At 41.3% G+C, this 15393-nt stretch carries 10 protein-coding genes and 1 pseudogene; 4 read left to right on the forward strand and 7 right to left on the reverse strand.

Features of this window, described 5'->3' with window-relative positions; all coding sequences use genetic code 11:
• Positions 1–312: 312 nt before the first annotated feature.
• On the forward strand, positions 313–1686 hold the full coding sequence (gene mnmE / locus NF418_RS06335; RefSeq protein WP_256778884.1) for a tRNA uridine-5-carboxymethylaminomethyl(34) synthesis GTPase MnmE: 1374 nt from the start codon (positions 313–315) through the stop codon (positions 1684–1686).
• 108 nt (positions 1687–1794) lie between these two features.
• Positions 1795–2871 (forward strand): hypothetical protein, encoded by a 1077-nt coding sequence (locus NF418_RS06340; protein ID WP_256778885.1) that lies wholly within the window; start codon positions 1795–1797, stop codon positions 2869–2871.
• Between the two features lie 291 nt (positions 2872–3162).
• Here NF418_RS06340 and NF418_RS06345 read toward each other — a convergent pair whose 3' ends face one another.
• Together NF418_RS06345 and NF418_RS06350 are read right to left on the reverse strand one after the other, a co-directional pair.
• Entirely contained in the window at positions 3163–8244 is a 5082-nt protein-coding gene (locus NF418_RS06345; protein ID WP_256778886.1) for a discoidin domain-containing protein, read from the reverse strand.
• A 13-nt stretch (positions 8245–8257) separates the two neighbouring features.
• On the reverse strand, positions 8258–9172 hold the full coding sequence (locus tag NF418_RS06350; protein ID WP_256778887.1) for a peptidylprolyl isomerase: 915 nt from the start codon (positions 9170–9172) through the stop codon (positions 8258–8260).
• A gap of 268 nt (positions 9173–9440) precedes the next feature.
• Between NF418_RS06350 and NF418_RS10695 the strand changes: the two are divergent.
• Positions 9441–9695, forward strand: a pseudogene (locus tag NF418_RS10695) (cupin domain-containing protein); the annotation flags it as partial.
• A gap of 132 nt (positions 9696–9827) precedes the next feature.
• Positions 9828–10283, forward strand: coding sequence for a helix-turn-helix transcriptional regulator (locus tag NF418_RS06355; RefSeq protein WP_256778888.1), 456 nt, complete (start codon positions 9828–9830; stop codon positions 10281–10283).
• Positions 10284–10368: 85 nt separating this feature from the next.
• On the opposite strand, the gene NF418_RS06360 is transcribed toward NF418_RS06355, so the two are convergent.
• The 5 genes from NF418_RS06360 to NF418_RS06380 form a co-directional block, all read right to left on the reverse strand.
• A complete protein-coding gene (locus tag NF418_RS06360; protein WP_256778889.1) occupies positions 10369–10737 on the reverse strand; it encodes a hypothetical protein in 369 nt (122 codons plus the stop codon).
• A 9-nt stretch (positions 10738–10746) separates the two neighbouring features.
• A complete protein-coding gene (locus NF418_RS06365) occupies positions 10747–11442 on the reverse strand; it encodes a M57 family metalloprotease (RefSeq protein WP_256778890.1) in 696 nt (231 codons plus the stop codon).
• A gap of 65 nt (positions 11443–11507) precedes the next feature.
• Positions 11508–12284 (reverse strand): alpha/beta hydrolase, encoded by a 777-nt coding sequence (locus NF418_RS06370; RefSeq protein ID WP_256778891.1) that lies wholly within the window; start codon positions 12282–12284, stop codon positions 11508–11510.
• Between the two features lie 59 nt (positions 12285–12343).
• Positions 12344–14005 (reverse strand): ribonuclease J, encoded by a 1662-nt coding sequence (locus NF418_RS06375; protein WP_172099689.1) that lies wholly within the window; start codon positions 14003–14005, stop codon positions 12344–12346.
• Positions 14006–14374: 369 nt separating this feature from the next.
• Complete coding sequence (locus tag NF418_RS06380; RefSeq protein ID WP_256778892.1) at positions 14375–15358, reverse strand: HaeIII family restriction endonuclease; 984 nt, start codon at positions 15356–15358, stop codon at positions 14375–14377.
• Between the last annotated feature and the right edge of the window lie 35 nt (positions 15359–15393).

Below are 15393 nucleotides of genomic sequence, written 5' to 3' on the forward strand. Positions count from 1 at the left end.
TATGAGTCTTTCTAAAATGATAGTTTGAGCACTTTTCATTATAGGTCATATGGGACTTTTTTTCTATACTCAAAAAGGCTCCATAATTTCCATGGTGGATTTACCCACTACAGAAATTATAGAGCCGTTAAAATAAGGCTTAGTCCGTACCCAATTTTGCGCACCGATTCGGTGCTTTTTTTGTTTTTATTTTATTATATCAAATTTTAAACCGTTTTCAATACATATATTTGCATCCGTGTTCCTAAAATGTGCTTTTTTCATCATTCCATGATACACTAATAGATAAGACGATTTTAGAAAGAAAGATATATGATCACCAAAGAATTCGACACCATTACCGCTATTTCTACTCCTCTCGGTGAGGGGGCTATCGGAATTGTCCGCCTGTCTGGGACGGATGCATTTGCCATTGCCAGCAAGGTCTTCAAAGGAAAAGACCTTGCGACTGTACCCAGCCACAGCCTCAACTACGGCCATATCATCGACCCCGCAACCAATCAGATTCTGGACGAGGTTATGATCGGAGCCATGCGTTCTCCAAAGACCTTCACACGCGAAGATGTCATTGAGATTAACACCCACGGGGGGATTGCCGTTACCAACGAAATCCTCCAGCTCCTGATTCGCCAAGGGGCTCGAATGGCTGAGCCGGGCGAATTTACCAAGCGGGCCTTTCTCAACGGTCGTGTGGATTTGACTCAGGCCGAGGCCGTCATGGATGTCATCCGTGCCAAGACCGACAAGGCCATGCACAATGCCGTCCGCCAGCTTGACGGCTCCCTCTCCCAGCTCATCAACGACACGCGCCAGGAAATTCTCAACACGCTGGCACAGGTCGAGGTCAACATCGACTACCCTGAGTACGACGACGTTGAGGAGGCGACGACAGAGCTGGTCCGCGAGAAAACCCTCCAGTTCCAAGCGCTTCTGGAAAATCTCCTCCGCACTGCCCGCCGTGGTAAAATCTTGCGTGAAGGCATCGCAACTGCCATTATCGGCCGTCCAAATGTGGGAAAATCCAGCCTGCTCAATAATCTTCTCCGCGAGGAAAAAGCCATCGTTACAGACATCGCAGGAACAACCCGCGACGTTATCGAAGAATACGTCAACATCAAAGGCGTCCCTCTCAAGCTGATTGATACCGCAGGTATCCGTGAAACAGACGACATCGTTGAAAAAATCGGCGTTGAACGGTCTAAAAAAGCCCTTGAGGAGGCCGACCTCATCCTGCTGGTCCTCAACGCATCTGAGCCCCTGACCGAGCAAGACCGCAATCTCCTAGCCATTTCAGATTTGGCAAACTGTATCGTCCTGCTCAACAAGACCGACCTAGAAGAACAGATTGAGGCAGACCAACTGCCTGAGGATGTCATCCGCATTTCCGTCTTGAAAAACCAGAACATCGACCAGATTGAAGAGAAAATCAACCAGCTCTTCTTTGAAAATGCCGGTCTGGTAGAGCAAGATGCCACCTACCTCTCCAATTCTCGCCATATTTCCCTGATTGAGCAAGCCGTCCAAAGCCTACAAGCTGTCAACGATGGACTGGAAATGGGCATGCCTGTCGACTTGTTACAGGTTGACCTGACACGCTGTTGGCAGATTTTGGGAGAAATCACAGGCGATGCAGCTCCAGATGAACTCATCACCCAACTCTTTAGCCAATTCTGTCTTGGAAAATAATATTCAGTATCATGCAAGGAAATTTGCATGATTTTTGGTATATCAACATATTTATTGTTGATTGTATTTAAATATTAGTATATACTAAGTAGGAAGAGGAGGGCTATCATGAAAAAACTTATCTATCTTTTAACTCTAATCACTGTTTTAGTCCTTGGATTCATTGGTTTTAAACTGCTGAACTATCAGCAAGCAACCATTGAATTACAAGAAAATGCCACATTCTACATTATCTATCCCGATAAAATCGAATCTTTCCAATTGAACAACGGCGTGCCAAGTCTCATCTCCGTTCAGGACATGGGAAATGAGGATTATTTTGGTAGCGGACGCACTAGCATTCTACAAGACCGTTATCTCATGTTTTCAAACAGTGAAGCAAAATCAATCTCTGAAAATATTGTTTCTATCGATTTTCAAGAAGGAAAGATTACTCGTAGCCCAACCAAGTATTTCAGTTATATCAACGGCAGTGATCAAGACCACTTCTATACCCTATCAGCAAATCGATTGACAGCTTTTGATACCAATGGAAATGAAGTCAAGCACTTAGAGTTGCCAAAAAACTTCATGTCCATGCCAAACATCATGACAGATAGAGGAGATTTCCTAGTTGTAGCTGGTGAAGAAATTGTAGTTGACCACCCTGAACTCGCCAAAAATTTTTTATATATCATCAATAAAAAAGAATTTAATCTAACAGATCAGGTAGAATACGACTACAGTTACCGTACTTATGCCGGACTGATGAAAAATGGAATGGTCTACCAGCCTATAATTAGCTACTATTATGGAGATGAGCAACAGGACATTTCCTATGATCTTCTCAGATTTCACCCTGTTTCTAAGGAGGTAGAGATTATAAGCTTGTCCAACCCAACTCCCTATCAAATCCATGATCTACAGAGTGACAGGTTGATACTCATTGAACATGACAGCTACATCAGCCAGTATCCCCATTTTACCCTCTATGATACCGAGACCGGACAAGAAAGCTATCATCCATTTCCAAATCTTACTTTACCTTATGGAGCTTCTTTCAAGGTTCAACTCCTAGGTGCTGAACTCCTCTTGTTTATCTATGGAGACCAATTACTGGTCTACAATTTCAAAACTTCCACGATTGTCAGCCAAACCACCCTATCCTCAGAAAATATATCCGGAATTTGGGTAAAACCAAAGTAAATCACGTTCTTATAACCTGTACTCACAATTCGACACTTCCGTCTAAAGCTAGTTTTTCTATTACTCATCGTCAGTTTTTTCAAAATACGGTCCGTATTCACTCGAGAAACTGCCTTGTTAAACGAAAAACTATCATTTATTCACAACCTCTTCACTTGTGAATACAAGTTCTTACTGACAAGCTTTGTTCAAGAAAATGCTCTAATATCAACAAATCCCTCGTAATCTACGAGGGATTTGTTTTATACTATGAGATAAAAATGAAGGATAAACTAGACTTTCAATCAGTCATCAATCTTCCTTATTTTTTCTAGTGAATAGACGGACAGCACCTGCTAGTAGGCCCGCAGCAAGAACAAATAGATATGGTTGTTGCTGGTCGCCTGTTCCAGGAAGCTTCTTATTGCCACCCTTGTTTGGTCGAACAGTTACAGACTGACCGCCACTTTGTTGCTCAACAGCTTGTTCAGAAGTTGGTGTTTGAACACTTGTGTCGCTGTTTGATACTGGATTTTCTTGACTTACTACCACTTGACCTGTATAAGCTGGTGGAGCTTGATTAAGAAGATTTTCATTCAAGCTGATTCCTCCTTCAAATGCTGGCGGAGCCGCATTGGTCAAGTTTTCATTTAAAGTGATACCTCCCTCAAAGGCTGGCGGAGCTGCATTCGTCAAGTTTTCATTTAGAGTGATACCTCCCTCAAAGGCTGGTGGAGCATCATTCACCAAGTTTTCTTTCGGTTTCTCGGTAATGATTTCCTCAACAACTTCTTTTCCATCTAGAGCTTGATGAGCTTCTTTTAAATTCTTCAAGATTTCAGCCAAGGTCAACTTGGTCTTAGTTAGGCTTTCTTTCAGCTCTTTTGCGGCCTGACTAGCTTGATCATAGCCTACCCTTACAGACTCTGTGCTGTTGAGGTACAATGCTGATTCTTTGAGCTTGATTTCTGATTCTAAGAGTTTGTTCAACTCAGCCAACAACTCTTTCATTTCCAAACCATTCAAGTTTGCTTGGCTGGTCCGAATGAGTTCAACTTGAGCATTAACCGCCTCCTGAGTTGCTTCCGCACTTGCCAACAAGGTTGTCGCTTGATCTAAACTTGTTTGATAAGCAACTTGAAGACCTGTTTCTGCAAGAGTATAATTCTCAGAGTTTTTCACCTGTTGAGATAGAGCAAGAAGATTTTCAAGAGCTGTCTTATCCACAACTACTGGCTCTTCTGGATTTTCAGCCTGCTTACCGTCTAATTGACTACGTGCAGCTAGTAATTTTTCTTCCTGTGCTAGTAATCCTGCCACAGTTCGTTCTTCAGATGCAAGAAGTGTTTGAAGAGCGGCATGTTCAACATCGTATGTAGCCTTCTTCTCTGGACTTGCCTGAAGATAGACTACTTGAGTAAGAAGAGGAATTTGTTCAGCCAATAAAGTTGTCAATCGGGTTTCTACTGCTACTTTCTCAAGGCCATTCAAGGCATTCTTAGCAGCTTGCAGGCTGGCAAGGGCTGTATCAACTGCAGTCTTATCCGCAGTGGCATTATCAAGCACTTCCTTGGCTTTTACCAAAGCCGTTTCGTAAGCTTCTTTCAATGATTTCTCTGCTTGCAAGTAGGCAACTTCTAACTTCGTAGCAGGTTCAAGCCCTACTTCTGTAGCTAAAGCTGACTTATCAACCACTACAACAGGCTGTTCTGGTTGCACTGGTTGTTCTGGCTGTTCTGGTTGCTCTGATATTGGCTCAACACCTGCAAGAGCACTTTGAGCTGCATCTAGGCTAGTAAAGTTTTCCAACAAGCTAGCCAACACGAGTTGTTCTGCACCAAGACTTGTCTTAGCACTTGCAAGCGCAGTATCATAAGCCGCCTTCTTCTCAGCTGTATCATGGACATAAGCCGCACTTGCTTTTACAGTTTCTTCACTATCAACAAGAGTCATCAGACTGGTTACTGCCTCTGCCACAGCATCACCATTTAGTGCTTCTTTTGCCGATTGAAGGGTAGTCAAGGCTTGATTCACTTCCTCTTGAGTGGCTACATCGTTAGCAAGAACTTGCTCAGCTTGTGTCAAGGCTGTATTATAAGCCGCTTTTTTGTCTGTTTCTGCATGAGAATAGTTGGCACTTTCTTTCAATACATCTTTTCCAGCAACCTCGGTCCGCAATGCTTCCTTGTCCACAACTACTGGAGTAGTTGTCGCTATATTTTCATAACTTATAATAGGAGTTGCATGAACAGAGAATTTACTTGGAGAATTCAGATTGCGTGCCTCAACTCGTAGAAAATCTCCCTGAGCAACTTCAAGAGTTTGTGCCGGAATAGCAACTGGCTGATTGCTTGCTGTCAAGGTCACACTTGCTAGTTCGCGACCATTATGGCTGAGACTAACAATAACGGAGCCACCTGTATTTCCTGCCTGACGGATGTATGGTTCTCCATCCTTGAGGGTAAATGTGACAGTTCCTGCTTTAGGCACCCGGTAGGTCATAGCATAAGAATCTGTTTCTCCTAGAGACGCTGCTAGTAGGCCGTGAGTACTTTCTGTTGGAGTTTCTGCATGACTCTGTGCATCAATACCTACGGTACCAAAGTTACCACCTGACCAATTTGGCCAACGGTTATCGTAGGTTGTTAAGTCTTGATAGCTTTCACCAGATTTTTTCTGGGCAAACCATACATTTCCTTGTTGACGATTGACATAGTCCATGGCCCAGCTATAGGTATTCTTGATTTCCAATTGGTAATCATTGGTCTCACCATTTTCAGCTGTAATGCGTAATGTCTGACCAGCCGCAATAGCTCCTGTAACAGGATTACCTTGACCATCAACAATAGCCTTAGTTGCTTTTTCTGGTACTGTAACACCTGCTAAAACAGCTTCTGCCGTTGTTGGATTGGCTTCTGTCGAAGGAATGTACATGGTCTGGTTGACAACTTGATAGATTGATGAATCCAGACTCTTGCTACTGTCCCGACGTACTTCACCCTCTTCTAGAATTTCGTAGCCTGTACGAACTTCAGCTGCAGATGCAAAGTTCTTACCAGATTGATTGCTATAGCTTTCCACAGCTTGAAGCTTAATATAGCGAGCTTGAGTGCTTGGGAACTCCGCAATCTTAGTGGTTGTATCTCTAGCCCAATCACCGCTAGCAACTGTTCTCCAAGTTGTTTTATCATCACTTACTTGGATTTCATATTTAGTAATAATACCATTTGAAACACTAGAACGTGGGACGTACTTGAACATGGAAACCTGCTTAGACTCACCTAAGTCTAGGCTGATCCACATTTTATCTCTGCTGTCACCATTCCAATTGGTATGCCACATGGTTGACATGCTATTATCCAAAGCCTTGCTGCCATCACCCTCAGAGGCATTATTTGGTTGGAAACTTCCTACTTCTGCAGTAGTTGTATTTGGAGCATATTCTTCAAAGGTCTTGCCAAGTTCAATTGTATATTCTTTAACTTGTTCACCTCTTGTCAATCGAACTTTGTCGCCAGAACGAACTAACTCATCATCAGCTTTGACAGTGCCGTCGGCTGAAACAACTGAGATTGTAGCTCCACGGCTAGCACTCAAATTTGACTTAAGAGTTGCCACACTGGTTCGTTTAGGTACTTCTGAAACACTGGTTTCACTGATACGATAGACGGCAGAAGCAAGAATCAGATTTGGACTAGCAACTAAACTTTCGCTGGCACCCAAGTCTGGAAGTGCATCGACCTCTACACCAAAGTAGTCCTGAGCCAGATGATTCGCTTGACGAATACCTCTGTCAATCGCTGGAGAATCATCAGACAATTTGAACATGGCAAAAGCAGTACTATCATGTACAGAAGTACCATTAGGAGCTACTGGTGCTTGACTAATATCACCAGCAAATTTCGGATCCTCTGTTACAGCGTTTGGATCATTTGGAAGGTTTGCATAGTTATAGTAGAGGTTATTCTTATATCGGGCGCCTGTATTTCCTTTGGTCCAATTTTCCTGTTTTGGTGTACTACCTGTGTAGTAGAGGATGTTGTTTTCAAAATCCATCTGACCGCCAGCCTGACCTGTACGAATCAAGTCTGTATTCTCAGCTACAATAAAAGTATTATTATAGATAGCTGCATCAGGGTTATTAGATGGGCTAAGAACGCCTCCCAAATCCTTATGGGAAATATTATAACGGAAGGTATTTCGATAGGCTTCTGGATAGCAGAACATAACCGCACCACCTTCATTATTGTGGCTGTAGTTATACTGGTAGATTGTTCCATCACCAGAATCCGCATCCCACGCTTGACCATCTTGGTTATAGTTTGTATCGTATACTTCATTGTACTGGAAGAGGGCGTCCTTACTCTTCCATGGCCAAATCGCTGCTGCTACTTTACCTCCATTCCGACTACGAGAATAGTCAGTGTCATTGATCTGTTTGGCTGCCTCAACTGCTACGTTTCTTTGCACAATCGGACGGTGAGCATACATGGTTGTAATTGCGTCACCACCTACATCACGTAGGAAGTTGTTCTCAATTAATACATTGGTCGCACCGTACTGCTGACTGGTAGCTTCAGAAATCTCTCGTCCTTGGAACTGATCCCAATAAGCTGTATAAGCAAGGGCAATCCCCCAACGATTGACATTCTCAATATAAGAATTGGTTACTTTTACATCGTTATAACGTGAAATACCTGTCGCTGCTTCATTGGTCGGCTTAAAGGTTGTAAAGTAGATACCGCCATTGTTCATGTGCTTATCGTAGACATTTCCTTGCACATTTGTAATGTGTAGGGCATTCAAATAGACATGGTCGACCGTTCCCTTGTTTTGTGAAACAACTGCTACCCCTGTACGGTTAATAAAGTCTGGGTCATTATAGGCCTTGTCTCCATCCGGTCCTTGGTTGGTAATGGCAAGGTTGCTGACTTCGATATATTCTACATCTTTCAATAGAATGGAACTGGAAACATTTCCTTGCCATTTATGACCGGGATTATCCAAACGTTTTCCATAGTCCTGGTACCAGATACCCTGACCATTGGTATTGATTGTCGGAAGTCCTTGGCCTTCTACACCATAGTTACTAATCCGAATAGGACTAGCTTCGCTACCTGAACCTCTGATATGTAGGAATTGGTCATTGAAGACAGATCCATTTTCTAACAGAACGGTGTCGCCTGGTCGCAATTCGATTTCATTGATTTTACTCAATGTCTTAAAAGGACTTGATTGACTAAGACCGTTGTTGGTATCACTTCCTGAAGTACTACTTACATAGAAAGTTCTACCGCCACTGACTGGAGTAGCTTCTGTTGTATTAGCACTGACTAGGCTTGATAAGGTCAAGCAACTCAAGGTTGCAAGAGCGATAACCGCCTTCTTGTTCATGCACATACCTCCTTTATGGGTTTACAATATTTTTTATGACATTCTCAAGGACTTCCTGGTCAACCTTGACCTCTAGCTCCTTGGATTTTTTATCTAACAACTTAAGATACCGTTCTTCACGGATATGTTTATCAATGACTGAACGCACCTCTTCAAAAGGGACATAGTCATGCTCAGTCTTGTTTTTCATCTTGACCAAAACTAGGCTAGTATTCTGGTCAGTTACAGGCGAAATTTCATCCGCTTGAAGCCCTAATGCTATATCCAAAACCTCTCCTATATAGTCATAGTAAGAGGAAACTTCTCCAGACATTATGTCTTCTTCTGAATAATAGACTTCCAAATGTGGATAACTCTGAATGGCTACTTCCATATCTAAACCAGACTCAACCTGAGTTCGAATGGATTCCATGTCCGACCGAATCTTATCTACTTCTTCCGGTCGAAGATCCAACGAACCATAATAGACTCGAATGTACTGGAAATTCATATCATCGTAAGACCAAAATAATCGATCCTTTTCGGCCTCATAGTAAGCTAAAGCATCCTCATCACTGACCTGCATAGCAGGCAATTGCTCATTTGCCGTATAAGCTGACTTAAACTGGTCCAACTCATACCCTAAAAAAATAGACTCTGAAAACTGATTGACACCATAGACCAATTGGCCACTTTGACTAGCAGACTGCCTCTGATTGTTCGCATCTTGAAAACGCTGATAGAATGCTGCGTAATCAATCTTATCAATGACTTGCGATTGAACAGCTAGACTTCTTGCAGCATACTGATGACGGAGATTTTCTAGGACAATTTTTGACAAAGCTTCTATAGGTTTCTCACCTGAAAAATCCTTAGTCCAGAATTCCGTATCAATCTCTGCCTGGTATTTCTGGAAATAATATTGCCCAACACTATTCTTTTGGTCCAAAACTTCTCTTTGCAATTCCTGCTTTGGAACTGCATTTCCCTCAATAACCAGTGAGGTCTGACTTGAATCTGTTTGGCTACATGCACATAAACAAGTAGCTAAGCCTAAAAATAAAGATAGGACCAACGAGTATCGTCTGTATTTTCTTACCATAGCAAACAATCCCCCACAATAGTTCTATAATAGTATTTTATATTAATATGTGGTAAAATTATTGTAAGAAAGCGTTTTATTTCATTCAAAACTTGTAAAAAAAGGAACTAGTTCTATGATTTCTAATCAAATAAACTTATCCAACCCAATTCTCTATAAAATTTCCCATAAAGAATTTACAGGAAATTTTCACTTCCCCATTCATTCTCACAAATTGGCTGAACTTTATTTGATTAATCAAGGGTCGTGTCATATGAACATTGCCAACCAAGACTATCAATTCAAAAAGGGAGACTGTGTCATTCTCTCCCCTTTTGTCCTCCATTCCCTCTACTTAAAAGATAATGAAAACTGTGATGTTATTCAAATCCATTTTGATCTCTATCATTTTCCAAGCTGCATTGTAAACCATCATTCAGAACCCATTTTAAGCTATCAACATTTTTTAAATACTGCTCCAAGCTTCTACCAACCACTGCTGAATAATCAGGAAAGATTATTCTTGTCTGAATTAAGCCAAACGAAAGAAGGCGACCAACTCCTCCACTTCCAACGGGAATTAGAATTTTACCTCTTTCTGAGCAAGCACCTCACCCAAACTAAGCAACTGGTAAAAGTAGAACAATCGACTAAATACCAATATGTCCAATCCGTCATGCATTACATAGAACTACATTATGGTAATCCCATCACACTAGAAACCATTTCTAAAGAGTTAAATGTGTCCGACCACTACCTAAACAAACTATTCAAATCCTATACTGGTACAACCATTAAACACTATTTGACCCTTTATCGGCTCAATCGGTCCATTGAATGGATGAGCGAGTCTGATAGGAGCCTCACCTTTATCGCCCAAGAAGTTGGATTCCACGACTTGCAACACTATTCAAAAACCTTCCAAAAATATTTTAATACCAGTCCCAGAGATTTCCGACAACTACTGAGAAAATACTAAAAAAGCAAGCTAGATCCATCAATCAGCTTGCTCGCTTTTCTATTTAATTGAAATCAATCTTTAACTTGAGTAAGGGCAGTTTCACCTACGGCACCAAACCGTTTAGCAATTCCTTATTCTGCCAGAGCAGATAAAGACCACCGCCGATAATAATCAGCATAATGACAAACTTAATCAAGCCCTTAACAAAGCGGATGACCATCATCAAAATCATCGAAACAATCAGCCAGCCCCATGCCGAAGAATTGAGCAAGGTCTGCATACTCTCCAAGCTCGCCCCTGTCCATGCCTTGATAGGTTCTGGAATTTTATCAAACCAGTTGCTATCTATACCGATTTGTTCCATAATGGAATGACTGGTCGATTGTAACCATGCAAAAATCCCAGCATTATAGAGAAAGAGCAAGGCTTGCTCTGGGTAACGTTTTATTGTGTTTGTAATTGTTCGTAACATGTTTCTCCTCTATTCTGAATACAAGGCCACTACTGCATCAATATCTGCCTGCTGAATACCATGATTAGAACCGGCCGATTCCATAACAGAAGCTTGACTATCATCATGATCCAAACCAATGGCATGACCCAATTCATGTTCAGCTGTATGGATAATCCTATCCATATCATAACCATACTCTTCATTCAAGAGATAATAACTATTCAAGCGAACTGTCACCGAACTATAATAATTGGTCAATAAATTGGTCGTTGAATTAGCCTCACCTGCCGCCTGGGTATTGCCATCATTCATCTCAGTAGCAATGATATCCGCCTGATTCGGATCTGTGGTAAGGACTAGGGTAAAGGCACCGGTCGCATTCCAATTTGCGATGGCTGTTTCATAGGCAGCTACGAATGTTGGATTTTGGGTTTCAATATAGACAGTCGCAGTATTGCTTTCCCAACGGCCATGTTCAGCTGTATTAACCGTATCTGTAGTCAGGTGCTTAATGGTATTAACACCTTCTTCAATCGTCACTTCAGACTGTCCTTTGACCATCAATTGCACTTCTTGAGCTAGAGTTTGTAACATCTGAGGCGCTGCTTCCTGTTGAAAATAGAATAATAGACCTAGACCACATGCGATTATAACCATGGAGAGCCAAACTATGCTCCAAACCGTTCGCCAGATAAATTTAAAAATTGAAGCAAAAAATTTCATACACTATACCTCACTCTAGAAATAGATTTCAGTATAGTCTTATTTTCTGAAATTTATCTTAAATTCTAGGACAATCTTTCTTCTAATTTGAAATCAATTGGTAGCCAAGCCAAGACCTTCTCAATCTGCTGGTTCCAATAATACCACTCATGTTTACCTGGCCCATAACTAGCTTCTATATCAAATCCCTGCTCTTCCAGCTCTCGAACTGCTTTTTGATGCCCTTCAAAGAGAAAATCTTCCTCACCACACCAGGCATAAAACTTGGTTTTCTTGTCCGAAAATCTAGAAATATTAGTCAGTAGATTTGGATTTTCTGGATTATCTAAATCTCCAAAAACACCCTTCCAATAGTCAGGACTACCTAATTCCAAGGCAGATGGACTGGTAAAATCAACCTGCAAGGCTCCTGAAAGTGAGGCGGCGTAAGAAAAGCGATTGGTCATCATGGCAATCTTGAAGGTCCCATAACCACCCATAGACAAGCCAGCAATAAAATTCTTCTCCCGCTTATCAGACATATTTGGGAAAAATCGCTTGAGGATTTGAGGCAACTCAATCGCTATGGCATCATAATAATTCATACCATAGGTGGTATTGGTGTACCAAGCCTTGTCCGTATTAACCATAACCACGATAAGATTGGTATAACGAACCAAGCGTTCAATAGTCGACCGATTGAGCCAGGAATCCTGATTTCCTCCCATCCCATGCAAGAGATATAGGACAGGAATGTCTTTATCATCAGGATTGTCCACACGATTGCGATCTGGATACAAGACCGTAACCTGTCTAGACATATCCAACACGTCTGAATGGTATTCAATTTTCATTATTGCCATAAATGTTCTCCTTATGGTAAAGAGCCTGAGTTCCCCTCGGCTCTTCACAAACTATTCACTTATTTTACTTCCATAATCACCGGCAAAATAGCTGGGCGACGTTTGGTCTGGTCGAAAAGGAATTTCGCTAGATCATCGCGAACAGCACTCTTGAGTTCTGTCCAATCAAAGCTATCCTTTGTAAAGTAGTTTTCTACCGTTGTATTCACTAATTCAGAAGCCTCACGCAAGATGTCCTTGCTCTTCTTAACATAGACAAATCCACGCGTATTGACCTTGGCCTTGGAAATGATTTTCTTCTCACGACGGTTAACAGTAATGGCTACGATAAAGATACCATCTTCTGAGAGGATTTTACGGTCACGAAGAACAATATTTCCAACATCTCCCATGGCATTTCCGTCAATCATGACATCACCAGCAGGAACCGCTCCGCTATGGACAAAATCACCGTCTTCATAGGCCATGACATCCCCACGTTTAACGATGATAATATTTTCTGGGAACATGCCGATTTCAAGCGCAGCCTTGGCATGAGCATCTAGCTGACGGTACTCCCCTTGAACTGGGAAGAGATACTTAGGACGGAGGATATTGAGCATGAGCTGCAAATCACGCGCATTACCATGACCAGATACACGCAGGTTTTTAGTAATGGATTTGACCGTTCCACCAGCCTTGTAAATCAAGTTTTCTACACGAGCTACGACTGCTTCCTTGGAAATACTTGGTGTCGTAACGATATAAACCAAATCACCTTCCTTGATTTCGACATAACGGTGGCGACCAATAGCCATCTTGCGAAGTCCATTCAATGGTTCGCCCATACGACCTGTTTCCAAAATCAGCAATTCATGGTCTTCATATTTACCCATATCCTTTGGCTTGACCAAAAGTCGCTCGCTGACCAAACGAAGTTTTTTCAATTGGATAGCGGTACGGACAATATTTTCCACATCATGACCAGTCAAAACAACACGACGACCTGTCGCCTCTGCTGCATCAAAAATCTGTTGGATACGAACGATGTTACTTGCCACGGCAGCTACAATCACACGACCTTCACAGTCTGCAATCGTATTAAGAATTTCTTCGCCTGCTTCATGCATACTTGCTGACTGAACATTGCTATCTGCATTGGCAGAATCTGAAAGGAGGGCTAAAACGCCTTCTGAACCAATTTCAGCCAAACGACCAAAGTCAGTACGATAGAATTTATCAGCAGCCTGGTCAAATTTAAAGTCACCTGTATAAACGATGTTCCCCTGGTCTGTCTTGACTACAATTCCTAAACTCTCAGGAATTGAGTGAGTCGTTTTAAAGAAAGAAACGACTGAATCTCCAAAGTCAATCTCCGTTTCGGCATTGATGATATGAAAATCCTTGAATTTCTTGGTTGCATTATTGTTCTTGACTATCAATTTTGCCAATTCAATGGTCAAGTGTGAGCCAAAAACAGGAACTTTCACTTTTTCCAATAGGTAAGGCAAAGCTCCAATCGAATCCGCGTGACCATGTGTCAGAAAGACTCCAGCTACACGGTGCTTGTTTTCTTCCAAATAGTCAAAGTTGGGAACAACAACATCAACACCCAACTGTTCATTTTCCGGATACTTGGCACCCGCATCCAAGACAAAAATCTGTTCATTAACTTCAGCAATATAGAGGTTTTTTCCGTTTTCACGTACACCACCGAGAGCCATGATTTTTATGCTACTCATTTTTTCTCCTTTTTGGGACATCCCACAGGTGTCCTACTTATTTTTTCTTACCAACGGTCCTTGGGATACCCAAGTCGAATTACAGTCTGCTATGTCGGAGCTCTATTTGCAAAAGGTACACTTGGATGCAACATTTTATTCAGCCATCAAAGCAACTTTTGAATAGAAATTCCTAAATAGCTATCGCTTCTATTATACATTTTTTCAAGAAAATTTACAAAAACTCTGCTAAAATTCAACAGAGCTCACATCATATTAAATTCTAGTTACAGTCTGGTATTAAGATATCGGTTCTTCCTAAAATTTAAGATATATTAAAAGCCTGGATTTCTCCAGACTTTAGTCAAACAGATTGCTGTATTTCAATAATCAATCTTCCCAATATTCTTCAACATTTGTCACACTCTGAGGGATACCAATTAGCTGAATATCAAATTTTAAGGAAGGTTCCACTCTTGAAGAGGCATTATGAATACGGAAACTGATAGACCAGCCATTATCCATAATCAACTCCAGAGTATTTTTAGAACCTCTCTTGTAGTCTAAAGAGAAAATTCTTGTTGGTAAAACAGTTGACAAGCCCTTAACCTTTGTCTTTGGACGAATGGTTTGATAATTGATAGATAAGGTATCATTTAAGTTGAATGCTTGAACAATCGTTTTCCGTTCCTTATCCTTTGCGATGACTTTATAAAAATCTTTTCGTCCTAGTAGATACTCAATTAGAAGTTTGGGGACATCCTGATCTTGCTCGTATAGACGAAGCAACTCAAATTTAAAAGCTTCAAGAACAGGTAAATAAATCTCCACTTCTTTATTTTCAAACATGGTCCACTTATGCTGCTCAGCTTTATCCAGGTGCTTGGTTTCATCCCTCAACATTGCTAACCTAGTGAATACAGGCTTGATGGCTTCAAAGTAATCTCTAGAAACTGGAAGTCCCAACCATTTCATACCAAAATCTATATCATTGGATAGCCTAGAATGTTTTAGGGCGTGATGATTATGTTTACAAGAAATCCCAATCTCCCAATCAGTTTCACCTTTGATAAATACAATATCCCTAACATCACCATCTCCGCCACTTTTATCAACTAAAATGGATAAGGTTACTAATTCCTGACCATTAGAAAGATTTGGTTCTGCCTTTAGAATAGTAGTTAGACTCGCCTTAGCCGCTTGGAACATATCTTCTTGTAAAACGCTATCTAATTTTTGGAAATTATCCCGTGCAGTTAGATAGGCCTTGCTCTCTTCAATTTCACATCTCATCCCCAATTCTGTCAAAGCCTTGTAAAAAGTTGTAATACAAGCATATTCAAATCCTTTTCCTTGTACTGTCTGCTTAGCCATTCTACTACTCCTATATATTTTTACTAGCTTTATTA

Origin of the sequence: Streptococcus suis, from assembly GCF_024509555.1 — a bacterium.
In the GTDB taxonomy this organism is placed as follows: Bacteria; Bacillota; Bacilli; order Lactobacillales; family Streptococcaceae; genus Streptococcus; species Streptococcus suis_AD.